Origin of the sequence: Kitasatospora purpeofusca (genome assembly GCF_036010405.1) — a bacterium.
In the GTDB taxonomy this organism is placed as follows: domain Bacteria; phylum Actinomycetota; class Actinomycetes; order Streptomycetales; family Streptomycetaceae; genus Kitasatospora; species Kitasatospora purpeofusca.
Genome location: NZ_CP108561.1, coordinates 3,310,162 through 3,333,207, shown reverse-complemented (window position 1 = coordinate 3,333,207; position 23,046 = coordinate 3,310,162). Strand labels below are relative to the sequence as shown.

Annotated in this window: 22 protein-coding genes and 1 pseudogene; 7 read left to right on the top strand and 16 right to left on the bottom strand. The window is 71.1% G+C overall.

The annotated features are described in order from the left end of the window. Positions 1-134: 134 nt before the first annotated feature. The 12 genes from OG715_RS14505 to OG715_RS14450 form a co-directional block, all read right to left on the bottom strand. Positions 135-2,060 carry an ABC transporter ATP-binding protein gene (locus tag OG715_RS14505; RefSeq protein WP_266269159.1) on the bottom strand — a complete coding sequence of 642 codons (1,926 nt, stop codon included), beginning with the start codon at positions 2,058-2,060 and terminating at the stop codon, positions 135-137. Between the two features lie 233 nt (positions 2,061-2,293). Next, positions 2,294-2,782 carry an NUDIX domain-containing protein gene (locus tag OG715_RS14500; protein WP_266269158.1) on the bottom strand — a complete coding sequence of 163 codons (489 nt, stop codon included), beginning with the start codon at positions 2,780-2,782 and terminating at the stop codon, positions 2,294-2,296. Positions 2,783-2,847: 65 nt separating this feature from the next. After that, positions 2,848-3,432 (bottom strand): AAA family ATPase, encoded by a 585-nt coding sequence (locus OG715_RS14495; RefSeq protein WP_266269157.1) that lies wholly within the window; start codon positions 3,430-3,432, stop codon positions 2,848-2,850. Continuing rightward, a complete protein-coding gene (locus OG715_RS14490) occupies positions 3,429-3,869 on the bottom strand; it encodes an NUDIX hydrolase (protein WP_266269156.1) in 441 nt (146 codons plus the stop codon). Before OG715_RS14490 ends, OG715_RS14495 begins: the two co-directional genes overlap by 4 nt. A gap of 307 nt (positions 3,870-4,176) precedes the next feature. Continuing rightward, positions 4,177-6,072 carry a glycoside hydrolase family 15 protein gene (locus tag OG715_RS14485; RefSeq protein WP_266269155.1) on the bottom strand — a complete coding sequence of 632 codons (1,896 nt, stop codon included), beginning with the start codon at positions 6,070-6,072 and terminating at the stop codon, positions 4,177-4,179. A gap of 31 nt (positions 6,073-6,103) precedes the next feature. Then, entirely contained in the window at positions 6,104-6,589 is a 486-nt protein-coding gene (locus OG715_RS14480; protein ID WP_266269154.1) for a TIR domain-containing protein, read from the bottom strand. Continuing rightward, positions 6,586-7,536, bottom strand: coding sequence for a helix-turn-helix transcriptional regulator (locus tag OG715_RS14475; protein WP_266269152.1), 951 nt, complete (start codon positions 7,534-7,536; stop codon positions 6,586-6,588). The genes OG715_RS14480 and OG715_RS14475 overlap by 4 nt, the downstream gene beginning before the upstream one ends. Positions 7,537-7,612: 76 nt before the next feature. Continuing rightward, positions 7,613-7,858, bottom strand: a complete 246-nt coding sequence (locus OG715_RS14470; protein ID WP_266269150.1) for a hypothetical protein — start codon at positions 7,856-7,858, stop codon at positions 7,613-7,615. Beyond that, entirely contained in the window at positions 7,855-8,370 is a 516-nt protein-coding gene (locus OG715_RS14465; RefSeq protein WP_266269149.1) for a helix-turn-helix transcriptional regulator, read from the bottom strand. Before OG715_RS14465 ends, OG715_RS14470 begins: the two co-directional genes overlap by 4 nt. Positions 8,371-8,400: 30 nt before the next feature. Continuing rightward, the gene (locus OG715_RS14460) at positions 8,401-9,939 is read right to left on the bottom strand and encodes a Mur ligase domain-containing protein (protein ID WP_266269147.1); all 1,539 of its coding nucleotides are present in this window, start codon (positions 9,937-9,939) and stop codon (positions 8,401-8,403) included. Between the two features lie 85 nt (positions 9,940-10,024). Beyond that, positions 10,025-11,134 carry a type I glutamate--ammonia ligase gene (locus OG715_RS14455; RefSeq protein ID WP_266269145.1) on the bottom strand — a complete coding sequence of 370 codons (1,110 nt, stop codon included), beginning with the start codon at positions 11,132-11,134 and terminating at the stop codon, positions 10,025-10,027. A gap of 64 nt (positions 11,135-11,198) precedes the next feature. Continuing rightward, complete coding sequence (locus tag OG715_RS14450) at positions 11,199-12,179, bottom strand: hypothetical protein (protein ID WP_266269143.1); 981 nt, start codon at positions 12,177-12,179, stop codon at positions 11,199-11,201. Positions 12,180-12,429: 250 nt separating this feature from the next. On the opposite strand from OG715_RS14450, the gene OG715_RS14445 reads away from it, so the two are divergent. Next, entirely contained in the window at positions 12,430-13,764 is a 1,335-nt protein-coding gene (locus OG715_RS14445; protein WP_266269142.1) for a helix-turn-helix domain-containing protein, read from the top strand. Here OG715_RS14445 and OG715_RS14440 read toward each other — a convergent pair. The 4 genes and pseudogenes from OG715_RS14440 to OG715_RS42405 all read right to left on the bottom strand — a co-directional run. Next, positions 13,742-15,358, bottom strand: a complete 1,617-nt coding sequence (locus tag OG715_RS14440; RefSeq protein ID WP_266269141.1) for an alpha/beta hydrolase family protein — start codon at positions 15,356-15,358, stop codon at positions 13,742-13,744. The genes OG715_RS14445 and OG715_RS14440 overlap by 23 nt on opposite strands. 323 nt (positions 15,359-15,681) lie before the next feature. Continuing rightward, the gene (locus tag OG715_RS14435; RefSeq protein ID WP_266269140.1) at positions 15,682-16,365 is read right to left on the bottom strand and encodes a RibD family protein; all 684 of its coding nucleotides are present in this window, start codon (positions 16,363-16,365) and stop codon (positions 15,682-15,684) included. Positions 16,366-16,407: 42 nt separating this feature from the next. Then, positions 16,408-17,463: a DNA-binding protein gene (locus OG715_RS14430; RefSeq protein WP_266269139.1), complete on the bottom strand. Its 1,056-nt coding sequence runs from the start codon at positions 17,461-17,463 to the stop codon at positions 16,408-16,410. Positions 17,464-17,646: 183 nt separating this feature from the next. Continuing rightward, positions 17,647-17,823, bottom strand: a pseudogene (locus tag OG715_RS42405) (helix-turn-helix transcriptional regulator); the annotation flags it as partial. Between the two features lie 184 nt (positions 17,824-18,007). On the opposite strand from OG715_RS42405, the gene OG715_RS14425 reads away from it, so the two are divergent. Genes OG715_RS14425 through OG715_RS14400 form a run of 6 tightly spaced genes read left to right on the top strand, consistent with a single transcriptional unit; the run spans position 18,008 to position 22,629 of the window. Next, a complete protein-coding gene (locus OG715_RS14425; RefSeq protein WP_266269138.1) occupies positions 18,008-18,148 on the top strand; it encodes a hypothetical protein in 141 nt (46 codons plus the stop codon). Between the two features lie 13 nt (positions 18,149-18,161). After that, positions 18,162-19,352, top strand: a complete 1,191-nt coding sequence (locus tag OG715_RS14420) for a cupin domain-containing protein (protein ID WP_266269137.1) — start codon at positions 18,162-18,164, stop codon at positions 19,350-19,352. Then, on the top strand, positions 19,349-20,194 hold the full coding sequence (locus OG715_RS14415; RefSeq protein ID WP_266269136.1) for an aldo/keto reductase: 846 nt from the start codon (positions 19,349-19,351) through the stop codon (positions 20,192-20,194). Before OG715_RS14420 ends, OG715_RS14415 begins: the two co-directional genes overlap by 4 nt. After that, complete coding sequence (locus OG715_RS14410) at positions 20,175-21,023, top strand: hypothetical protein (RefSeq protein ID WP_266269135.1); 849 nt, start codon at positions 20,175-20,177, stop codon at positions 21,021-21,023. Before OG715_RS14415 ends, OG715_RS14410 begins: the two co-directional genes overlap by 20 nt. A 3-nt stretch (positions 21,024-21,026) precedes the next feature. Next, a complete protein-coding gene (locus OG715_RS14405; RefSeq protein WP_266269133.1) occupies positions 21,027-21,857 on the top strand; it encodes a hypothetical protein in 831 nt (276 codons plus the stop codon). Positions 21,858-21,909: 52 nt separating this feature from the next. Then, entirely contained in the window at positions 21,910-22,629 is a 720-nt protein-coding gene (locus OG715_RS14400; RefSeq protein WP_266269132.1) for a class I SAM-dependent methyltransferase, read from the top strand. Positions 22,630-23,046 lie beyond the last annotated feature (417 nt).

Genomic DNA, 23,046 nt, shown 5'->3' with positions numbered 1-23,046 from the left:
GCTCGGTGCCGCGGGCCAGCAGGTCGTCCCACGAGGTGGCGGCGGACGGCTGCGGCCTCGGACGGGGTCGGTGCAGTCACTGGCTTCTCCTGCGGGCCGGATCGGCTCGGATCGGAGACGACCGAAAGAGCGGGTCAGGCACTGGCGGTCGTCGGGGCGGCCTGGTGGGGCAGGCGGTCGCCGAGGTCGTACTGGGCGGCCTGGAGGAGATACGACTCGCGGTAACGCGTGGCCGGTTCCTGGGCCATCAGCTCGGAGTGGCTCCCCTGTTCTACGAGGCGGCCGTGGTCGAGGACGAAGATGCGGTCGGCCTTGGCGGTGGCGCCGAGCCGGTGGGTGATGAGGATGACGGTGACGCCGAGGGCGGTGAGTTGGCGGATCTGCTCGAACGCCTCGACTTCGGTTTCCGGGTCCATCGCGGACGTCGGTTCGTCGACCACCACGAGGGCGGGAAGCCGGCCATGGGCGTCGGGCGTGGTGAGGCGCAGGTTGGTGCGGGCGAGGGCGACCTTCTGCCACTGGCCGCCGGAGAGGCCGACGCCGCCTTCGAAGCCCTTGGCGATGAGGGTGTCCCAGCTGTGGGGCAGCTCTTCGAGCACCGGGTGGAGGTCGGCGTAGTCGGCGGCGGTCTCCAGCTGCTGCTGGTCGCAGGGGACTTCGGGGCGGCCGAGGAGCAGGTTGGCGCGCAGGGTGAAGGACCAGCGTTGGAAGTTCTGGGCGAGGAGGGCGACGCTGCTGAAGAGTTGGTCGCGGTCGGCGGTCGCGGTGTCGATGCCGTCCCAGCGGACGCGGCCGTGGTGTGGCTGGTAGACCCCGCAGAGGATGTTGGCCAGGGTGGACTTGCCCGAACCGTTTGCGCCCACCAGGGCGATGACCTTGCCCTGGGGGATGGTGAGGGTGACGTTGTCCAGTGCGGGGGTGTCGCGGCCGTCGTAGGTGAAGGAGACGTCCTCGACGGTGATGGTCTCGGGGCGCTCGGGCAGGGGGGTGCCGCCGGTGGGGATGGCCCGGCGGTGGCCCTCGCGTCGTAGCTGGTCGAGGTCGCGGACGAACAGCGATTCCTCGTAGAGCCGGTTGATCTGGGAGACGAGGCCGCCGATGCTGGCCGAGCCGGTGCGGATGGCCACCACGGCAGTGCCGGCGGCGGCGAGCGGGATCGCCCCGCTCATGACGAGTGAGCCCAGGAGGGCGATGGCGCCGACGGTGGCGGCGCCAGCCAGCGTCGCGGAGAGCAGGTCGGTACGGGCCCGTGCTCCGGCGAGGCGGGCCTGTTCCTGCTCGGCGGCGCGGGCCATCTGCTCGTAGTGGTGGAGGATGAACGGTCCGCAGGCGTGCACCCGCAGCTCGGCTGCGGAGTAGGGACGGATCAGCATGTCCGCCAGCGCGGTGCTGGCCCGGGAGTGCTGGAGCCAGGCCCGCGTGGAGGCGTAGTGGCGCCGGGCGGTGCGGACGGCGCCCCAGCCGCGCGGGGCGGTGATCAGCAGCAGCATCGGCAGCAGGGCGGGGTGGAGGACGGACAGGACGCCGGCGGCGGAGACGAGGCCGAAGGTGGCGGTGAGGACGGAGGTGGCCTGGCCGATGATGTTTTGCAGGGACATTGCTCCCCAGCGGGCGCTGTCCACCTCGGCGAGGAACGCCGGGTCCTCGATCGCCTCCAGTTCGGAGCGGCCGACGATGCCCAGGAACTCGATGGTGGCTCTGCGGAACACGGCCGGTTCCAGCCGCCCTCCGGCCCAGCCCGAGGCTGCGGACAGCACCGAGGACAGGCCCGCGATCACCCCGACCGCCACGATCGCCGGCGTCGCGGCCTGCAGCACGTCGCCGACCTGGCCGGGGGCGAGCAGTGCGGCCAGCGCGTGGTTAGTGGCGATCAGCGCGACGGCGGCAGCCAGGCCGCGCAGGACCTCGGCGCCGACTAGGGTCACCAGCGCCGCGCGGTCGGCCTGCCACGCCATCCGCCCGGCCAGGCGCAGGAAGCGCGGCATCTGGCGCGCCACCGCCCAGAACGTCACCTCGCCGCTGGCCATCTCGTGCTTGGCCCAGCCGTAGCTATAGCGCATTGGCCCACCGAATAACAGCTGCTCGCTGTCCGGCACCGGTTCCGTCGAGGTCTTGGGTGTGCTGGTCACATACTCCCTTTCGCAGAGGGGGAACGCGGTTTTTTGGGGTCGGGCGCCAGTGCCGTCAGGGACCGGCGTAGCCGCAGGGCAGCCGGTGCGGACGGGCAGGGCCGAGCCAGCCGGCACCGTGCCGGGCGAGCACACTCGCCCGGCACGGTGCCAGCTGGCGTCGGTCACGTCTCGACGAGCTGCCGCTGTCCGGAGGCGGGATCGAATCCGTGGGTGGAGAACGCAGGCCCGCCGGCCAGGTACGCCTCCACCGCGGCCTTGGAGGTCGGGAACATCGGGCTGGGCAGGACGCCGGCGGCGGGGTGCCAGCGCACCTCCAGGTGCTTGTCCGGCTCGACGTTGACCAGCTCGCCCGTGAACTCGCTGGTGGCGAAGACGAACAGCAGGAACCCGCCGCGCCCGTCCCAGCCCTCCTTGGCCTGGATGGTGTGGACCAGGCGCAGGTCGGACGGCTTGGCGATGAGCCCGGCTTCCTCACGTAGCTCCCGGGCGGCAGCATCGGGGATCTCTTCCCCGGGGTCGACCTTTCCACCCGGGATCGTCCACGCGGGCCCGGGGGTCCAACTGCGCTGCCCGTACAGGAGGGTGGCGATCCGGTCGGTCTTCAGGTCGTGGGCGATGACGCAGACCGACAGCCTGCTCGTCTCGTGCATCAGGGGCTCCTGGTTGAAGGTTGAGGGGGCAATGAAGGGGAGGCGACGGTCGAGTAACTGCGCTTCTACGTGTCGCGCGGGGGCAATTCCGAAAGCGCGGTTTCGCGCATGATGCGGTCGACCGTGTCGTGGAGGGTGCTGTCGCTGCCGATGACGGTCTCGATGCCGCCGGGAAGGACGTCGTGCTCGCGGTACCAGTCGCGCAGTTCACGCTCGGTGACGGCCGTCAGGTACTCGCGATCGGCCTTCGAGGCGTGCCGGACCAGCGTCTCGTCGATCGGGACGTCGAGGTAGTAGCAGCGGGTGACGCCGCGGTGGTCGCCCACCAGGCGCGTGAGCATCTCGCCGTAGTGATCGGCGTACAGGATGCCTTCGATGACGACGTGGTAGCCGGCGCCCAGCGCGTACCGTGCCACCGTGTCGATCAGGCCGATGTTCGCGCCGCCGGGCCGGTCCCGTTCGCGCAGCACGATGCGTCGGAGGTTGTCCTGCGCGACGATGGCCAGGCCCCGGCCGAATCGGTCCCGGATGCCCGCCGCCACCGACGACTTGCCCGACGCCGAGTTTCCCCGGACGACTACGAGCCGAGTCTCCGCGCTCCCCGCGGGCGCCCCGGCCGACGGGAGTCCTGGGTGGCTCGTGGTGCTCATGCCGGCCATCCGACGACGGACAGCGGGCGGCCGGCGGTGATCTGCGCGAGCGCGTCGGCGGTGTAGCCGACGATCGGCTCCGGAAGGTCGTCCAGCGGCCACCAGCGGAGGGCGGTGCACTTGGCCGGTTCGCGGTTGGTGATCTTGCCGGTGTACGCGCGAGGGGCGAAGAACAGCTGGAGGCGTCCGGCACCGTCGTCGGCGTCGAGGTGGTGGAGGGTGTGCACCAGGTCGAGGTCCTCCTCCCGGATGGTGATGCCGAGTTCCTCGTCGGCCTCGCGGGCCATGCCGGCCAGGACAGACTCTCCCGCTTCGAGGTGGCCGGCCGGGGCGTGCCAGTGCTGGTCGGCGAAGGTGGTGTTGGCGCGCTGTCCGAGCAGCACCCGGTCGTTCTCGATCAGGACCAGGTGGACTCCCACAACCAGCGTGTGCGGCACGGGACGTCTCCTTCCCAGGGTGTGAGGGAACCGGCGCGGGGAGCGCGTCCGGTTCAGGGCATGGCGAAGCTGCGATCAAACTGGTGATCGTTCGTCGTACGTGAGTGCGTGGGCGGCTGTCCCACCGTAGGCGGCCCGGCGGGGCCGTGTCGGCGTGTCGCGGCAGAAGCCACACGATCCGGTGAACAGCCCCAACTCGTCATACTGGTAGGGCGGTTACGGGTCGAACAGGGCAGTTTGCCACGGGGGACTGACAAGCGCGCCATGCTCGGCGGGAGGCGGGCATTGCGCGCATCGCTTTTGCCCACTACGCCACCACAGCGGCGGGAAGCGCCTCGCCGACGGCGGCGCGCGGCCCGGGCAGCGCCGGGCACTGGGTTTGCAGCCTGGCGGCCAGGCGGACGGCCGCGTCCGCCAGGCTCCAGTGGGAGAACCCCTGCGGGTAGTTCCCGAGCTGCCGCCGGGCGAGGGGGTCGTACTCCTCGGCGAGGAGCCCGAGATCGCTGCGCAGGCCAAGCAGCCGGTCGAACAGCTCGCGGGCTTCGGCGAGCCGGCCGATGGCGGCAAGGCTCTCGGCCAGCCAGAACGTGCAGGCCAGGAAGGCGCCCTCGTGGCCGGCGAGCCCGTCCACGTTGCCGCTGGTCTCCCCGTGGGTGGCGTAGCGCAGCACCAACCCGTGCTCGGTGAGTTCGCGCTGGACAGCTTCGACGGTGCGGATGACGCGCTTGTCGTCCGGCGGCAGGAAGCCGACCAGGGGCAGGAGCAGCAGTGAGGCATCGAGGGCACGGCTGCCGTAGGACTGGGTGAACGTGCCGGTCTCGGGGTTGAAGCCGCGCGTGCAGACGTCGGTGTGGATTTCCTCGCGCAGGCGGGCGAGCCGGGCGAGGACGGCAGGGGCCGTGGTGGTTCGGCGTTCCAGCAGCCGCAAGGTCCGGTCCACAGCTACCCAGCACATGACCTTGGAGTGGGTGAAGTGCCGGGCCGGCCCGCGGATTTCCCAGATTCCCTCGTCGGGCTCGTGCCAGCGCTGCTCCAGCTGTTCGGCGAGCGCCAGGAGCAGAGCGTCGCACTGCGGGGATGGGGGGAGGCCGGCGTCCTCGGCGAGCAGCAGGGTGTCGGCGAGTTCGCCGTAGACGTCGAGCTGGAGCTGGTCGGCGGCGCCGTTGCCGATGCGCACGGGCTGGGAGCCGTCGTAGCCGGGCAGGTGGTCCAGGGTCTGTTCGTCGAGGTCGGCGTCGCCGTTGACGCGGTAGATCGGCTGAAGGCGCTCGGGGTTGACGGTGTCGACCAGCCAGGTGCGCCACTGGCGGGCATCGTCGAGGAAGCCGAGCCGCAGCAGCGCGGCGATGGTCAGCGCGCTGTCGCGCAGCCAGACGTAGCGGTAGTCCCAGTTCCGTTCGCCGCCGAGCTGCTCGGGCAGGGAGGTGGTGGGCGCGGCGACGACACCGCCGCCCGGGTGGCAGAGCGCCTTGAGAGTAAGGGCGGAGCGCACCACCGCCTCGCGGTTCGGGCCGCGGTAGGTGCAGCCGGCTGCCCACTGCTCCCAGAACTCCGCGGTCGCGTCGAGCTCGGAGAAGGCGTCGGGCGGGACGGGCGCCGGATGGTGAGAGGGAGCCCAGGCGAGGGTGAGCGCGACGATCTGGCCGGGGCGGACGGTGAAGTCGGCCCGGCACACGCCCCGCCCGTTGGCGGTGTGCTGGGGGCCGTCGAGCCAGTACGAGTCCGGGTGGGCGACCACCCGCAGCCGATGGACTCCACGGGCGACCCGCTCGACGCGCGGCCGGGTGGCGCCGTAGCCGGGACGAGGGCGGAAGACGCTGGCGACGCGGACCTCGCCGCTGATGCCTTCGACAATCCGGATGATCCTCGGCTCCGCGTGGTCGCTGACCGTTGGCGCCGGCATGAAGTCTGTGACCGCGACCGTACCGGCGAGGGTGTCCCACTCCTGGCGGAGGACCAGGGAGTTGCCCACGTAGTGGCGGCGGTCGGCCGCCGGGGGCGGCGCGCCGTCGTAGACTGCCGGGCCGACCCGCCACAGGCCATGGTCGGCGGTGCCGAGCAGCGAGGCGAACACCGCCGGCGAGTCGAAGCCGGGCAGGCAGGCCCAGTTGATGGAGCCGTCCGGGCGGACCAGGGCGGCGGCGACGGTGTTGCCGAGGAGCGCGTGGTCCTCGATCCGGGCAGGGGCGGTGACGGTGTGCATGGGGGCCTGACGTGGGTGGGTGGGTGGGTGGTCAGCGGTGAGCGGAGGCGCGGGCTGCGAGCGTGGCGAGGGCGGCGGCGACGGGGCCGGCGAGCGTGTCGGCCACCGGCAACCACGGCATGAGGTTCGCGAGCAGCACACGGTTGGCGCGCTGGACGGGGTCGGCCGGGTCGCAGCCGACGACCACCGTCCCGCCGTACGGGGAGAACAGGCCAGCCTCGTAGCAGTCGTGCACGCGCACGTGGCCGATCGGGTTCCAGAACAGGACGACGTCGGTGCGCCGGATGTTGCGGTCCTGCCAGCCGAACGGCAGCCACGCAAGGTAGGGGTTGGTGGCCGGGTTGCGCGATGGCCGGGGGTTGAGCACCGTGCCGTCGAAGCCCGCGATCGCGAACAGGTTGACCGCTTCGCTCTGCCAGTCCGGGCAGTCAACGGTTGCCCCGGCGAGGAACACCGCTGGGCGGCCGTCCGGGGCGTACGGCTGCGGCACCTCGAGGTACCGCAGCTGCGTGTTCACGACGTACCCGGGTCGCTGGCGGCGGCCTGCGCGGGGCGGCCCAGCAGGAGCATGGCGACGGCGTGGGTGCGGTTGGCTGCGCCCAGGTGCGACACGGCCTGTCTGATCAGCTGGCCGACCTGGGCTTCGTCGAGCCCCAGGGTGCGGCCGGCGGAGCGCGCGTCGTGGGTGGCGAGGAGGGTGAGCACGCGGTGTTCGGCCGGATCGAGGGCCGGGAGCTCGGCGGATATGGCCGCGCGCAGCGGCCCGGCGTCGATCAGCTTGGCGGCGATGAGATGGGCGATGGTTCGAGTGCGGTCGCTGAAACCCATGCGCCGGTTGAGGTTCCAGGCCGCGCTCGCGGTGGTCGCGGGGCGGCAGCCGAGGGCGGTGGCGGCCGAATCAGTGCTGTGGCCGAGCGCGAGCAGGTGCGCCAGCCGGCGCTCGGCGTCGGTGAGGTGCTCCGCCGGTGCGGCGGGTGCCAAGGAGCCGCCGGTGCTGACCAGCGTCGTGCGGGCACCGCTGGTGACGGCGTCGTTGGGCGACGGGGCGGTAGTGACGACCAGGCAGCGGCCGATCGGCTGATCGAGCAGGTCGGCGGCGGCCCGGTAGGGGTTGGTGCCGTTCGCGGTGTGCTCGGTGGAGCAGACAGCGGCGGACCACAGGTGCGCGACGCGCAGGTTGGCTAACTGCCGGGTCAGGTCGTCACCGAGGGAGGGGGCGATCAGGGCGCACGGCATCGCGATCGAGCGGGCGCGCAGCAGCAGCCGCAGCAGTGGCGCCGGGGTGGTGAGCTGCCCCGGGGCGCCGCTGACCAGCAGGGCGGGGTCACTGCCGGACAGTGCGGTTCGGGGCAGGTCGGTGAGCGAGGTGAGGTCGACGAGGACGGCGGCGCGGTTGCGCAGGTGCCCGTCGAGGTCTCGGCTAGCGACGGTGCCAGCTGCGCGGTGGTCGGGTGGGGTGTTCATCGGCTCTCTGTGGTCGAAAGGGGTGCGGCCCTGGCCCGGACGGCCGCCATGGGTGTGAGCAGCGTGGTGCGCGTTGTCACCCGGCCGGAGGGCACCGGGGCTCGGCGGCGGCGTTCTTCGGTGGGGTGCGGCGGTTGACCAGCCGGTCGACGGCGGCCAGCGTGGAGAACGAGACGGCGGTGAAGATCCCGAGGTACACGGGTTGGCCGGACTGGGTGCGGTGCTCCAGGAGGTAGAGCGTGGCGCCGCCGACGAGGACGCCGAGCAGGAAACACACCGTGGCCAGCGCTGCGGCGCGGGCGGCGGAACGGCGGATGCTCACCGCGCCGCTCCGCTGCCGACGGCCGAGGCGAGCGGTTCGGCGGGCCACGATGGGTCGATGTCGCTGAGCCGGACGAGGCCGGCGAGGACCCCGACGACGCCGGCCTGCGGCTGGCTGTCGACGCCGAGGTAGGTGAACAGGGTTTTGATGTAGCTGCGCATCGTCGTCGGGGAGATACCGAAGTCGGCGGTCAGCTCCGGGGTGGTTCGCCCACCGGACCAGCCGCGCAGGATCTGGGCCAGCCGCGGTGGGAGCTGAGGCTTGACGCTCAGAGCGCCGGTGGGGCGGACCGGCTCGGTGACGATCCGGTGCGCGGCGGCCCAGGCGGCGAGGTGCGGCACGGTGCGGGTGCCGGTCGTGGCGAACAGCGCCTGGATCGCCTCGCGGGCGGCTTCCGTGTCCTTGCTCGACCCGGGGGCAGCGGCGATCTGCGAGGCGCTGTTGCCCTGGGCGACGAGGGTGATCAGCTGGCGTTCCGCTTCGGAGAGTTCGGGCAGTGGGCCGACGGTCACGGCGTCCTCCTACGTGGTGGTTCGGGCGGGTCACAGCTGTTGGGGGATCGGTGCGTTGGGCGCGGCGAGATGGAACAGCAGCCGGGGACCGAGCCAGGTGGCCTCGTTGGTGCCGATGACCAGGACGAGGTCGCCGGGGGCGGCCATGTCGGCGATCTGCTGCTCGACGCCAGGCTCGCTCGGGCCGGAGCGGATGCGGTGGACCGTGCCCGCCCCGAGGCGCTGGAGGGCGGCCTGCTCGACGGCGTCCAGCGGGTCCTCGACGGCGTGCATGGTGGTCAGCTGGGTGCTGACCGGCAGCAGCACGGCCAGGTCGGCTTCGCCGAGCGCGGTGCCGAGGTCGTCGGCGTGCGCGCGGGTGCGGGCGATTCCGTCCGGTTCCAGGACGGCGATGACCGAGCCCTCGGTCAGCATGCGGGCGGCCATGAGGTCCTCGGTGACCTCGCGGGGGTGGCGGGCGCGGGAGTCGACCACGGTGATCTTGGCTTGGGTGCCGAGCGTGGCCAGCGAGCGTTCGGCTCCGGGAAAGGCATGGATGCGCTCGGCGACGGCTTGGGGGTCCTCGCCGAGGACCAGGGCGGTGGCGATGGCGGCGCAGGCGGCCAGAGCGTGGTGACGGCCGGCGATCGGCAGAGCGAAGGCGTGCTGGCTGCCTTGGTAGCGGATGGTGACGTGGTGCTCCTCGCCGGTCCAGCGGGGCACCATGATCCATACGTCGTCGGTGCGTTCGAGGCCGACGGTGACCACCCGCAGGCTGGGCCGACCGGGCCGACCGGGCCGAGCGGGCCGGTCGGTCAGGCGCTCGCGCAGGATCTTCGCGCTGCTGTCCCAGGTCGGCAGGACGACGACGTCGGCGAGGCGGGCCAGGTGCTCGGCGGCGTTCAGGCCCTCGATGTTGTCCTCGTAGTGGGGACTGTTCGCGCCGGTGGTGAGGATCAGCGCGGCGGCCAGCCGCGGCTGGCTGTTCAGGTAGTGCGGTGCGGGGCGGTGCTGCCACGCGCCGGGCGGGGCCGCCTCGTGGGTGGCAGTGTCGGGCGCGAGGTCGACCACAAGTCGGCCTTCCCCGGCATGCCCGGCGTGGCCCTTGCGGGCCGGGGCGGTCAGAATCCAGCCCGTCTTGCCGTCGTCCAGCACCGCAGCCAGGGCGGCTGCCGCGGTCGTGGTGCTGTGGCTGCCGCCGACCGCCACCGCCGAAGTCCCGGTCTGCGCGGCGACGGCCGCGAGCGCGACGGCCTGCCCGAGCACCGGCAGCCGCAGCACCTGCGCGCGGTCCAGCTCGGGATGCGGCCCGACGACGGCGCCCGACCACACCACCGCGGTGCGATCGGCTTGGACGTGGTCCTTCGCGAAGCCGGCCTCGACCTTTACCCCGGCCGCTCTCAGAGCGGCAACTGCGGGGCTGTCCTGGTGTTCGGGCGGGACGCTGCCGGTGACCTCGGCGCCGTTCCCGGCCAGCCACAGGGCCAGGCCCTGCATGCCGGGCGCCGCGACGTCAACCAGGTGCGGGGCCGACAGCAGCTCGGGCACGGCCGCGGCCGGACCGGTGGCGGAGCAGATGATGGTGTCCATGTTGGCCTCCAACGGGGAAGCGGGAAGTGGGGGTTGGTCCGGGCCGGCGGCGGGGAGGGGGATCGACCCGCCGCCGGCCCGGGGTTCATGCCTGGGCGAATCCGCGTTCCAGCTCGGCGTCGGTGACGCGGGCGGCGTGGTGCTCCAGGTCCAGGTGCGCGACGCTGGCCAGATGCGTGACGACCCGCTCGCCCAGCAGCTCCGCGGCGAGCGTGCTGCTCTCGAAGGCGGCGAGCGCCTCCGCCAGAGAGCGCGGTACGGGCCGTGGGTGGTGGTCCTGGTAGGCGTCGCCGGTGCTCACTGGCGGAGGCTTGAGTCCGGCCGCGATGCCGTGCCGAATGCCGGCGAGGACGGCCGCCACCGCGAGCACCGGGTTGGCGTCGGCGCCGGGTAGGCGCACCTCCAGCCGCAGGCTGTTGTCGTGGCCGACGACCCGCACCGCGCAGGAGCGGTTGTCGCGACCCCAGGTGAAGCGGTCCGGTGCGAACGAGTGCTCCCGCAGGCGCTTGTAGCTGTTCACGTACGGCGCCCACAGCGGCGCGGTGACGGGAAGCACGGTCAGCAGCCCCGCGACCGCCTGCTCGCCCAGCTCTGACAGTTCCTTCCCCGCGCCCGCGCCGGTGCCCAACACAGGGCCTCGGTCGGAGTGCAAGGAGACGTGCAAGTGCATGCCGCTGCCGACCCCGCCCGGCAGCGCCGCCATGAACGACGCCGCCATGCCCCGCTCGTCCGCCACGGCCTTGGCGGCGTGCTTGAACAGCACGTGCTGCTCGCACATGGCTAGGGGTGCCCCGTACGGGAAGGTGACTTCGGTCTGACCCGGGGCACCTTCCAACTTGACCGCCTCGACGGGGAGTCCGGCTTCGGCGAGGACCTGCCGAAGGCGCCTTCCGAACTCGGCGACCGCCCCCGGCTGGTCGAGTGCGTAGTCGCGGTTGTCCCACGTGGCGGGGCGAAGCCCCCGCCAGCCGGCCGCCGCCGCGTCTCGGGTGGTGCCCTCGTGAACGACGAACTCCGTCTCGACCCCGAGAGCTCCGAACAACGTCATGCAGCCGCTGAGCACTGAGATGACCGAGAAGCTGACGGCGAAGTTGCCGAAGGGGCCCATCCGGCGGACCAGTTCGGGCTCGTAGCCCAACGACCGCAGATGGTCGTCGTCCCCGCGGGTGGGAGCGGAGCGGTGGGACCGTTGCACTGTGAGACCTCCGTAGGAAGATGCGGCATGCGGGTGCCCGAGCGGGCGGCCAGGCGGAGAGGCGTCAGCGGGAGGCGGCGAACGACTGGGCCATGGCCTGGCGGAGCAGTTCGTTCGGCCGGTCCGTCAGGCTCACCCAGGGCTGAGAGGACACGAACGGGGTTAGGGCCGCGAACACCTCGGCGGCCTGCTGGCGTTGGCGGGTCGCCCAGAGCGCGTGAGCGAGGTGGTTCTCATCCACGACCGGCCACCGGCCCTTCTTGCCGGGCGCGGCCTGCCAGTGCTCATAGGCACGAAGCACCGTGGCGCGGACCGTTTCCTCATCCGTCCACTGGAGTTGGACCGCCTCCTTGCGCTCCGCCCGGTGGTAGCGCTCGACGTACAAGTGCAGCGGGAGGGCGTGAAGCGGTGAGCCGGTGGGCGCGCCGGGCAGATAGGTCGCCAGGAAGCTGGTCGCCGCGCCGCCTTCGCCGCGGGCGAGCCAGAAGCGGAGCATGCGGTGGAACGCCTCCCTGTTCCACGGGTCCGTTCGCCGGGCCTGGTCGAGCAGACCCCACGGGCCGGGCGGGAGCATCTGGTCGGGGGCCCCAACCCGATGCTCAGGACGGGTCTGGGCGAGGTCCAGCTGCGCGAGGGCGAGAAGGCTGATCCACGGCACGGGGTCGGCGGCGAGAGTGGAAGCCGCTCGCCAGCACCATTGCCGGGCCGAGTCTTCGAGGGCGGCCAGCTCCCGCGGGTCGGCCCGCTGCTGCCGGACCATGAGGACCAACTCGACAGCGGTACGGGCCTGAAGCGTGACCAGGCCGAAGCCGTTCGGCTCCTCGGCCGTCCAATGCTCAAGGATGTCTGTGCGGGCCGAGATCGCGCCGAGCGCCTGAGTGCGAGAAGTCCACAACGCTGGGTCGCCCCAGGTCCGGGCAAGCAGCGTCCGGGCCGACATCCACCGCCCGAGTTGAAGCTCCTCCACCGCTCCCCGGAGATCACCATCGTGTCCCGCCGGGTGCTGGACAAGCTGTCCCGACTGAGGGACGGATGCGGTGTCCATTGGCGGTCCTTCCTAGAGGGGGATGCGGGCAGCGCGCAGAGCGAGGGCGAAAGGCCAAATGGGGTGAAAGCGCGGCGTCGAAGCGAGAACTGGCCAGTCAGGAATGCCAACTTTCTTCGGCGGGTCATACAGAAGCAGCACGAACTGGCGGTGAACACGGCAAACTTGATGCGTAGTTGAGGCGTAGGTGATGCAAAGGGCGCTCTGGCCTGCATCTCTTCGGGCGTCAGGAAACTTGGGATGTTTGCCTATGGCTGTACGGAAGCGGTCAGCGCTCGCAGCGCGGCGGGCGGCGGCGGGCTACACGCAGGAGAGCTTCGCTGCTGCGATGTGCCTGGACCGCACCACCGTGGGCCGGTGGGAGCTAGGTAAGAGCGAGCCGCAGACCTGGCAGCGGCCGAAGTTGACGGAGGTGCTCGGTGTAACCCCTGGTCAACTGGACGAGATCCTGAGGCAGACCCAGGAGCAGGCGGAGAGGTCTGCTGGTTCTGCAACGGAGGATCCGGTCGGGAAGCTGGCGCCGCGTCCCTCGGCGCCCACTGAGGCGACCGGTGTGCGGCTCGACATCGGGGCTCCCCAGATCAGCGACTGGGCCGCCGTCTACGCGACGCCACCTGCCGATCTGCAGGAACGGCGGCAGTGGGTCACCGACGAGGAAGTGGGTGTCGCCGCAGGCATGCTCGCGATGTTCCGCCAACTCGATCACACTCACGGTGCCCGGTCGTTCGCGCCCCAGGTCAGGTCCTACATCGCCGGTGAACTCGACTCACTGCTCGCCCGTCCCGCAGCCGACGAGCGGGTCGCGCGCCATCGCGCCCGGGTTACCGTCGGCTTCCTCGAACTCGCCGGCTACCAGGCCGTCGACACAGGGAGCCCGGCGCAGGCACAGGCGTACTACCAGCGGGCACTGGCATTGACCACAGCCACGAACGACCAGGCGTACGGCGCCTACCTGGTGGCCGTGAACCTGGGCCACCTCGCCTTGCACTGTGACGAGCCACAGACAGCTCTGCGGTGGGCGTCCTCGGCTCACGCTGCGGCAGGCACTGCGACGAGCCCCGCGACCAGGTCGGCCATCACCGCAGTGGTCGCGCGCGCGAACGCCCGACTGGGCCGGGAGAGCGAGGCTACCAAGCTGATCCTGCAAGCCGAGGAGCTGCTCGGCACGGCGAATCCGCAGGAAGAACCCGACTGGATCCGCTACTTCACGCCCGCCTACCTGGCGGACGAGGTGGCGCACTGCTGGCACGACCTCGGCCGCGCCCCGGCCGCAAGGACCCAGCTGGCGGAGGCGCTCGACGGCGTCGGCCGGGACAAGGTCCGCCGCCTCGCCATCGACGCCGCGCTTCTCGCCTCCACCTGGCTCCGCACCGGTGACCTCGATCAGGCGTGCGCGACCGGCCTGGACGCCGTGGCGTACGCGGCCAGGACAGGCTCGGGACGGTGCGTGGAGCGCGTGGCCGGCGTCCTCGCCGAACTCGACGCCCACGCCGGTTACGCCCCTGTCCAGGATCTCCGCGAGTACACCCGGGCAGTCCTGCCGGAGGCGGACCGGCTCGCGCTCACGATGGCCCGCGGTGCATGATCCGCCTGTAGAACGCGATCTCCGCCTGGAGGGACTGCTCGCGTGACACAGGGTCCGAGAGGTAGTGGTCGCCGCCTTCGAGGAGGAGGCGCTGGTGTGCGCTGCTGGACCCGGCGAGCTGGTCGGCGAGCCGCATGGCGTCCTCGGCGGAGGTGATGGTGTCGGCCGATCCGTGGATCAGCAGGACAGGGATCTTCACGCGCTCGGGCCGTACCGCACCGGCGGGCCCCGCCAGGACGGCGGCGTGCGGGCGCTGGAACGGGGGCACCGACCGCTCCCACCGAGCGGGGTCGATGATGGCGGACGTCGCTGTCGCCCCGGAGAAAGGTCCAGGCCGGCAGGCCGCCTGGAGCGCGGTGTAGCCGCCGGCGCTGGCGCCGCTGATGAACACCGCATCGGCCGTCGCCACCCCGGCCCTGACGAGGTGCTCGGCGACGGTCGCGCAGTCCTCGACGTCGTAGTCACCCCAGTGGCCGTGCAGGGACTGCCGGAACGCGCGGCCCTGGCCTGTGCTGCCCCGGTACAGGACCTCGGCGACCGAGAACCCGTGGCTGACGAAGAACTGGGTGGTCCAGTCGAGACGCAGCGGGACGTCGTCGGTCGGCCCGGGATGGGCTCGGACGAGCAGTGGTCCCGGCTGCCGGTCGTGGGAGCGGTGTAGCAGATACCGCAGCGCGCCGTGCTCCGAAGTCACCCTCTCCACGGATGGCGGCAGCACGGCCCAGGGTGCGGGCTGGTGGCCTTCCCCGCCGACCGGGCGGGCGCCGCCGGGCGCGGAGGTGAGGTCGGCGGCCCAGACGGACGGCGGCCGGCTCGGGGTCGACCCGATCACGGCCGCGGTTTCACCGGAGACGGCCACGTAGGGCTTGATGGACGTGAGGTTCGAGGCGAGCCGACGCCTTACCGTGCCGTCGACCAGCAGCAGCTCGCTGCGGATGCCGTCGCTCGTGGTCAGGACGATTCCGCCGGACGAGGTGAAGCCGTACGACTGGTAGCCGCCCTCCCACGGCGCTGGCGCGCAGTCCGCGTCGACCTGCGCGATGGCCTCGACGACACCGTCGCGGAAGCGGTGAAGATTCAACCAGCCCGTGCGGTCGGACATGAAGTAGAGCGAGCCGCCCGGACCCCACAACGGCTGCACCACCGACTCGGTGGGGCTGCCCGCCACCACGGTGGCCAGACTCGACCGGCCTGGCCGGGCATCGGCCAGCAGGAGCCGGGAGCCGTCCCATGGCATTTCGTCGCGATTCCACTCCAGGTAGGCGAGGACACCTCCTTCGAGTCGCGGCGCGGCCAGGAATCCGGACGACCGGACCAGCACGCGGACATCCCCGGACCGGGAGACGGAGACGATCTCGTCGGCGGCCTCTCCGCCGCGGACCGCCAGAAGGAGGCTATCGGCGGCGAGGGCGAGCTCCCCGAACTGGACATCCCTTCCGCCGACAGCGACTCGTACCGGGGGCCCGTCCGCGCCGAGACCGAAGACGGATCGACCGTCGTCGCCGACGAACCACACCGTGTCCGGGCCGACCACGAAGGTGCCGCCGCCGTAGGCGTGGAGCTGACCGCCGACCGGGACCTGCGGTGAGGTCACGGCGCGGCCCGGTCCGGTGGAGCTCGACCGCATGATCCGGCGCACGCCGCCGTGGTTCGGATCGGACTGCAACCACCAGAGAGAGCCTTGCGCGAACCGGAGCTCATCGAACGCCACGAGTTTCTGAGCCACCCACGCGGGCGAAAGCCCGGTGCTGCCCTTGATGGTCATGCGGTCCTCCCGGCCGTCGCTGCCCGCCCCGCCGTAGGCTATCCGCCCGCCGGATGGCACGACCCACATGCGCAAGCCACTGCAGCCCCGGGCGAATCCCGGGGCTGATCTCCGGCGGTTGAGCGCACTCTGCGGGCAGGATTTCGGCCAGGTCAGGCGGTCTGAGCCTTCGGTGCGTAGCGCAGGACGACGACATCCCCGAGGGTCTGGACGCCGAGCAACATCATCCGGTGGGTGCTGCCGCCGGGGTAGTCGGCGGGGTGGAGGAAGCGCGGTGCGGCAGCGTCACCGACGAGCAGCGGGGCGATGGCGAGGTGGATCTCGTCCACCAGCCCCTGGGAGAGGAACTGGGTGTGGATCTGCCCGCCGCCCTCGACCATGAGGCGTTCGACGCCGCGGGCGGCGAGATCGTCGAGGAGCGCACTGAAGTCGACGGTGGGGCCGGTGCTGACGACGTCGGCCAGGCCGTCGAGCGTTTCGCGCAGCTTCGGCGCGGAGGCGTCGGTGGTGTAGACGACTTTCTTGTCGCCGAAGTGCCAGAACTTCAGGTCGCGGCTCAGGTCCCCACTGGCGGAGATGGTGACCTTGAGCGGGTACTCGGGCTTGCCGGCGGTTACCCGATCGGCGCGGCGCTTCTCACTGTTCACGAGCAGGCGGGGGTTGTCGCGGCGGAGGGTGTTGCCGCCGATGAGGATGGCGTCGGAGGCAGCGCGGACCTGGTCGACTCGATCGAAGTCCTCGGTGTTCGACAGCAGGAGACGCTCGGGCGAGGTGTCGTCGATGTGGCCGTCGACGGAGGTGGCAACACTCAGAAGGACGAAGGGGCGGGAGGGCATCAGCGGTCCGTTCTCTCAGCGAGCGGGAGCGGTCAGTGTTGATCACACTTCATGGAGCAGGTGGTTGTCGAGTGCCTGCCGGAACCGGGCCACCTCGGGTACGTGCCGCCACTTTCGCATCCGCCCGTCGAGGCTGGCCAGTTCGCTGAAGATCCGGGAGGACCCGGTGCTCGCGGCGATCGACAACGCCGCGTGCGCGGTTGTGGCTGCTTGCTCCGGGCCTTGTGCGGCCAGCTGAGAGATGGTCAAGCGGGCGAGATAGACGCCGCGGTCTCGACGGTAGTTGGCCGGCAGGGAACGGATCGCCCGTTCGAAGCCGAGCACTGCCTCGTGATGGCGGCCGAGCAGCGACAACGAGCGTGCGCGCTGAGCCTCGATGTACGCCGCGTCCAGCCATCGACCTCGGCCGTCGGGAGCCTCGGGCGGCCGTGCGAGCAGGGCCAGCGCCTGGTCGAAGGTGCGTTGGGAGGTCAACTCGTCGCCGAGAAGCGCGTGGCCGTGGGCGCCGTAGACCGCTCCCATGGCACTCAAGCGGCTCCCGGGCCGTGCCAGACGTTGCGCGTAGGCCGCGAGGTCGATGGCTTCGATCGAATCCAGCATGTCACCGGCGAGTTGGGCCTTCCTGGCCGTGATGTAGGCGGCAAGGTCCCGGTCTCCGCAGGCGTTTGCCCAGTCGACGGCACGGTCCGCCCAGTACTGGGCGGCGCGGTGGTCGCCGCTGTCCTGATACAGCCAGCTGCAGAACTCGGCGTATTCGGCCTGTACTTGAAGCAGACTCTGCCGGTCCTGGCCCGAAGCCTCACGGCGAAGATGCTGGATGAGGCGCACGTGCTCCTGAGCCGTCGTGACGACTTCGCGGGGTCCGAGCATGTTGTCGCACTCGACCAGAGACCTGCGGAGCGACCTCATGCTCTCGACCGGGTGGACGTCCGTGGACAGGACGGGCGGGAGTGCCTGGACCTCGGGCACCGCGAGACCGGACAAGAGCGTGACGCCAGCGGCGGCGGTGACGCCGCGAAGAAGGGCCCGACGCGGCATGCTCACGAAGATGATCCTCCCATCCGAGGTACGGCAGCCGACCCGGACGCTGCCGTCCATGAGCGCCATGGTCGCGGCACCAACTGCCGTAGTGGTCACACCACCTTCAAGGTCGGGCTTGTCCGGAGCCTGCCGCTGGACCCACTGTCTGCCGTCGTCAGGCAGCGATGCTTCTCGCGCGGTCGCCGGCCCATCGGCCCGGGCGGCTGGCTCGGGAGGACCCAGGAGCACGGCGAGGTCATTGTGACTGGTGCTCAGCAACGTAGAGAGCTTCGGTAGCTGCCACGGGCGAGGGAGGCCAGTGCCGCGCTCCCACCTGCCTACCGTCGTCCGGTCGACTCCCATTGCAGCTGCCAGGGTCTCCTGGGTGTAACCCGCGCTCGCTCGCAACGCGATGAACCGCTCTCGTCGTGCACCCATCACCCACCCCCCAAGATCTACTGGAAGATCCGCCGACGCTCGAAGCTGCCAGGCCAGCCGCCGGTTTGCCTCACGAATGCATCATCGATGCATCAATTCTGCTCTGTTCAGAAGCCGTTCGCAGCGATTCCCTTGGTCTCGCCGGACAGACCGGCGAGCACCAGAGAGAAGGAAGGTCAACGGCATGGAGATCACCACGCCCGCTGTTCCTGAGGACGACGGGGGCGGCCTCGTGGTCGCCGCCCGCAGCATCCGCGCGGCGCGTTCGCGGGCCGACGTGCCGTCCGACAACACCGGTGGCCGTTCCGACCAGAACGACACCTGAGAGACCGCCCACGATGCATGAGACCGCCTCGTGGGCGGTGCGCCTGGGTGGGGACCAGTTCCTCACCCAGGCGCTCCACCGCTCCTACGCCGTGATCCCCGCCGGGGGTGCCGACACCGCTCCCCTGTTGTCCTGGGACGATCTGAACACCATCCTCGCCACCCACCGCATCGACGCGCCGCGGCTGCGGCTGTCGATGGACGGGCAGACCGTTCCAGTCGGCCGGTACTCGACTCCGGCGACCAACCGGCGTGGGGTGACCTGGAATCGGCTCCACCCCGCGCAGTTCCACGCTCAGCTCGCCGAGGGCGCCTCTCTCGTGGTGGACGCGATCGACGAGATCCACCCGCCGATCCGCACCGCCGCCGAAGCGTTGGAGCGCTTCATCCGCACACCCGTGCAGACCAACCTCTACGCTTCCTGGACCGAGAAGGAGGGCTTCGGCCGGCACTGGGACGATCACGACGTGGTCGTGGTCCAGCAGTACGGAGCGAAGCGCTGGCGGCTGTGGGAGCCGACCCGGCAAGCCCCGACCTTCCGCGACGTGGATTCCCCAGAGGAACCCGAGGGCGAGCCGGTCGCGGACGTCGTCCTCGAACCGGGCGACGTCCTGTACCTGCCGCGGGGCTGGTGGCACAGCGTCACTGCTGACCAGGGCAGCGAGTCGCTGCACCTCACCTTCGGACTCGTCGCCCAGACCGGCGCCACGCTCCTGGGCTGGCTGGTGGACGAGCTGCACGAGAGCCCCGCCGTGCGGAAGGACGTGCCGCTCCACGCCGGAGCGGACGAGAAGGCCGCCTACCTGACCGATCTGAGGGCTGCGGTGCTCACCGCGCTGTCGGACCCTGACCTGATCGACAGCTGGGCCACGGCTTCTGGCACCACCCACTTCGGCCGACCGGCCCCGTCCCTGCCCTTCGTGGGCACCCTCCCCGCGGAGCCGGAGATCAAGGTGCGGATTACCACCCCGCGCGCCGAACTCACCAGCGACCCCACCGCCCAGATTGTCACCCTGTCCGCCGCCGGAACCGCATGGGACTTCTCCGAGCGGGTCGAACCCGCCCTGCAAGCCTTGCTGACCGGAGACCCGATCAGCCTCGGGGAACTCGCCGAAGCTGCCGGCCTGGAGGCCAAGGACGTGGCCAGCGTCCTCACCGTCCTCGTCCAGGGCCAGGCCCTCGCCGTGGTCGGGGTCGGCCGGTGAGCCCGGACCTCGGCCTGGGGACCTACCGGGTGCGCGCCGCCGGCGAAGCGGCGCGCACCGCCCTCACGGCCGGCGCGAAGTGGGTCGACACCGCCCCCAACTACGGCCACGGCCGGGCACACCGCGACCTGGCCCCGGTGCTCGCCGAGCACCCGACCGCCAAGGTGACGACGAAGACCGGCTTCTACCCGGACGGCCGCCACAGCATCGCTCCCATCGACGTCCGCACCCAGACCGAGGAATCGCTCGCAGTCCTCGGCCGTGCCGACATCGTCTTCGTCCACAACCCCGAACGGTCCAGCCACGACCGGCAGCAACTGCATCACAACCTCCGCGCCGCGTTCGCCGTGCTGGAGGAGTTCGCGAAGGCCGGCCGTATCGGGGGGTACGGCGTCGCCACCTGGGCCGGCTTCACCAACCAAGCGTTCACCGTCGCCGAACTGATCGCTCTGGCCGGCGAAGCATCCGGGTCGGCGAACCACCACCTCGCTGGCGTCCAGCTGCCGGTCAGCCTCGTCATGGCCGAGCCGATCACCCAGGCCCTCGACGGAGCCGGGCCGCTCGTTCAAGCGCGCGACGCCGGGATCATCACGTTCGCCTCCGCACCCCTGCACGGAGGCGAACTGCCGGACCTGATGACACCCGAACTGGTGAACCTCATCCAGCCCGGATCGACCCCGCACACCGCCGCGTTCCAGCTGATCGGTGGCTGCCCCGCTCTGGACGTCGTCCTCACCTCGACCAGCTCCCTCCAGCACTGGGAGGATGCCCGGGACGCTCTCGCCCAGCCGACCCCCGACGAACGACTCAGGACGGTGCTCGATGTCCTTTCAGCCGGATGACGACACCCGGCACAACCTGACGGCAGCGCATCAGAAGGCCGCCGGATTCCTCGGCCTGGTGTGCACCGGACCGCTGGTCTTCGGCACCTCCGGAACTACTGTCGGCCGCCGGGCCGGGGACGTCTGGCTCCGGGTCTCCAGGGGCAGCCGTCGCAGGGCGCCCCGGCCGACCGGCCAGGGCGCACTCGGCGCTGAACAGTTCCTCCCTGCCTCCGTCCCGCGCCCCCGGCTCCACGAGACCGTGGACTGGACCGCGGCCGGTTGGTTCTACCAGGCCGACGTGTTCGACCTGGTCGGGCCCGCGATCTCCTCGACCCCGGACCTCCGCGGTGACCCAGGCCTGGACGACAGCTGGTGGACCGGGCTGCGGAACGCGCTGGCGGCCATTGCGGAAGCGCCGGGCACGAAGATCACTCTGCGCCAGGCGTGGGTCGAAGAGGTCTTTCCGAAGTACCTCGGCATCCCAGCCCCGGCCGACGTCGAGCGGACCACCGGGCACGGTGATCTCCAGTGGGCCAACCTGACGGCCCGGCCGCTCAAGATCCTCGACTGGGAGCGCTGGGGTCTCGTGCCGGTCGGCTACGACCCCGCTGTCCTGTGGGTCAGCAGCCTCCTCGTTCCCCCCGTCGCGGACCGCACCCGCACGGAATTCGCCGACATCCTCGATACCCCGGCCGGACGCGTGGGGCAGCTCATCGCAATTGCGGAGATGCTCCAGGCCGTTGACCGCGGGTACTACCCGGAACTCGCCCCTCTCCTCGCTGACCAGGCACGTGAGCTGACCGGTGTCACCCCACCGCAGGGCACCGACGCCGGCCCCGTCCGGTAGACCATGGACCTTCGGCAGGAGCCCGTCGATCACGTCCTGGACCAGGTGGAGCAGCGCCTCGGCACGAGGCTGGACCGGACCAGCGTGGTACGCAAGCGCCGGACGGTCGGAGCCAGCACCGACCGCGGCAGCTGGACCCGGGTCGAACGCCGCCCCTGGGCGCGGGCGCGGGAACAGGGCTGGGGCGGATTCGAAGCCGCCGCGGTGTTGGCCGGCGTGGCGATGCCACGCTGGTCCGGGTCGGCGACGTGGCAGGACCCGGATGACCGGGCGATCTGGCACGTGGACGAGACCTCGTTGCTGCCCGAACTCCCGGTCGGGGCCGCAGTGGTGACCGTCGACCCGGAGCTGCCGGACGATTGGTGGCGCTCGCTGAACGCCTCGCTGGCAGTGCTGGCCGTTCAGCGAACGGCCCGGGTGGCGGCCCCGGACACCGAACGGATCACGCAGCAGCTGGTCGACAACACAATCAAGGCCGCCTTCCGCGGAGCGCACGACACTCGGGTGGAGCAGTGGTGTCCTGCTCACGCCGACCTGAACTGGGCGAATGTCACCGGTCCTGGTGAGTTCTGCATGTTCGACTGGGAGGACTGGGGAATGGCGCCACGCGGACTCGACTCGGCGTCGCTGTACGCCGCCTCCCTCGCCGTACCGGCGCTCGCCGACCGAGTCCGCAGGGAGCGCCGGGCAGACCTTGAGAGCCGCGACGGGGTGGTGATGCAGCTGTTCGTGCTGGCGAAGATCGCCGGACCACATGCCGGTCCGAACGACCCGCGAACGGGGCCGGCGCACCGGGAGGCCGCGCGGCTGATCCACGCTCTTCAAGGGGACTGAACGTCACCCTGGCTGCAAGGCGCCAACGTCAGCGAATAGGGAAGGAGAACGCATGGACCCCAACACGCGCCGTCCGGTCGGCCACGACGCCGAGGACATCGCGAGCGCAAAGGAGCGAGGCTGGAGCGACCTGGCACCCATCGACGACGCCTACCAGGCGGGCGAGATCACGGCCGCCGAGTGGCACGCCGCCGTCCTGGGCGTCATCGAACCGGCCTACCTCAACGGCGACAACCCGCGGGCCCAGTCCGGCCACAGCGGTGACGAGGCCCGCTGGCGAGAAGCCCGCGGCCTGCTCGTCGACCTGCTCCCGCCCCATGGTGGGACGTTCCTCGACATCGGATGCGCCAACGGCCACCTGATGGAGAGCCTGACCGACTGGGCGGCCGAGGCCGGAATCATCATTGAGCCCTACGGGGTGGAGATCTCCACCGCCCTCGCCGACCTCGCCCGTACCCGCTGCCCGAAGTGGGCGCGTCGAATCTGGACCGCCAACGCGATGGGCTGGAAGCCTCCATGCCGCTTCGACGCCGTTCGCACCGGTGTGGACTACGTGCCGACGGATCTGCGTGGAACGTACGTAGCCCACCTGCTGGACCATGTCGTCGCCCCGGGCGGCCGATTGATCATCGGCGTCTACAACGAGGAACGAGACCAGTCCACGACGGTGGACCTGCTGCGGTCCTGCGGCTACACCCCGGCCGGTGCCACCACAAGAGACCACCGGCACCCCAAGATCCAGTACAAGGGTCTGTGGCTGGCCAACGCTTGAGTGAGCGCACCGCTGCCGGTGCCGGGGCACGCGCCCTCCAGCGCCCTGATTGGCAGCGTGCTCTTCTCGGCAGGCCGGTGCCGTCGGCGAACAGCCAGACACCGCGCGTAACGCTGGCACGGAGGCCAGAGCCTGGCCTATGTCGGTGTCAAACTCGCTGTCTTCGTGAATGCCAGTTGGGCCTATGGGCGTAACGTCATCGCGCCCTGGTGGCTCGTAGCAATAGGCGGGACGACCAGCATTCACCTCCCTCGGTAGACCCCGATCGGGGTCCCGCCGTCGCTGGCCGTGCGGTGAGACTCGGCTCCGCGCTGCGATCCGCGCGGGAGCCAGGTAACCCCCACCGGATACGTCTCAGGACGTTCCCAGAACGTCCCGAAACGTGGTTGGAAGGCACCCAGTAGACCCGCCAGAATC

Bases quoted from the DNA above. Each gene is read 5' to 3' on its own strand.
- OG715_RS14505 (WP_266269159.1), bottom strand. From the start codon at position 2,060: ATGCGCTATAGCTACGGCTGGGCCAAGCACGAGATGGCCAGCGGCGAG.
- OG715_RS14500 (WP_266269158.1), bottom strand. From the start codon at position 2,782: ATGCACGAGACGAGCAGGCTGTCGGTCTGCGTCATCGCCCACGACCTG.
- OG715_RS14495 (WP_266269157.1), bottom strand. From the start codon at position 3,432: ATGAGCACCACGAGCCACCCAGGACTCCCGTCGGCCGGGGCGCCCGCG.
- OG715_RS14485 (WP_266269155.1), bottom strand. From the start codon at position 6,072: ATGCACACCGTCACCGCCCCTGCCCGGATCGAGGACCACGCGCTCCTC.
- OG715_RS14475 (WP_266269152.1), bottom strand. From the start codon at position 7,536: ATGAACACCCCACCCGACCACCGCGCAGCTGGCACCGTCGCTAGCCGA.
- OG715_RS14460 (WP_266269147.1), bottom strand. From the start codon at position 9,939: ATGGACACCATCATCTGCTCCGCCACCGGTCCGGCCGCGGCCGTGCCC.
- OG715_RS14450 (WP_266269143.1), bottom strand. From the start codon at position 12,179: ATGGACACCGCATCCGTCCCTCAGTCGGGACAGCTTGTCCAGCACCCG.
- OG715_RS14445 (WP_266269142.1), top strand. From the start codon at position 12,430: ATGGCTGTACGGAAGCGGTCAGCGCTCGCAGCGCGGCGGGCGGCGGCG.
- OG715_RS14435 (WP_266269140.1), bottom strand. From the start codon at position 16,365: ATGCCCTCCCGCCCCTTCGTCCTTCTGAGTGTTGCCACCTCCGTCGAC.
- OG715_RS14430 (WP_266269139.1), bottom strand. From the start codon at position 17,463: ATGGACGGCAGCGTCCGGGTCGGCTGCCGTACCTCGGATGGGAGGATC.
- OG715_RS14425 (WP_266269138.1), top strand. From the start codon at position 18,008: ATGGAGATCACCACGCCCGCTGTTCCTGAGGACGACGGGGGCGGCCTC.
- OG715_RS14420 (WP_266269137.1), top strand. From the start codon at position 18,162: ATGCATGAGACCGCCTCGTGGGCGGTGCGCCTGGGTGGGGACCAGTTC.
- OG715_RS14410 (WP_266269135.1), top strand. From the start codon at position 20,175: ATGTCCTTTCAGCCGGATGACGACACCCGGCACAACCTGACGGCAGCG.
- OG715_RS14405 (WP_266269133.1), top strand. From the start codon at position 21,027: ATGGACCTTCGGCAGGAGCCCGTCGATCACGTCCTGGACCAGGTGGAG.
- OG715_RS14400 (WP_266269132.1), top strand. From the start codon at position 21,910: ATGGACCCCAACACGCGCCGTCCGGTCGGCCACGACGCCGAGGACATC.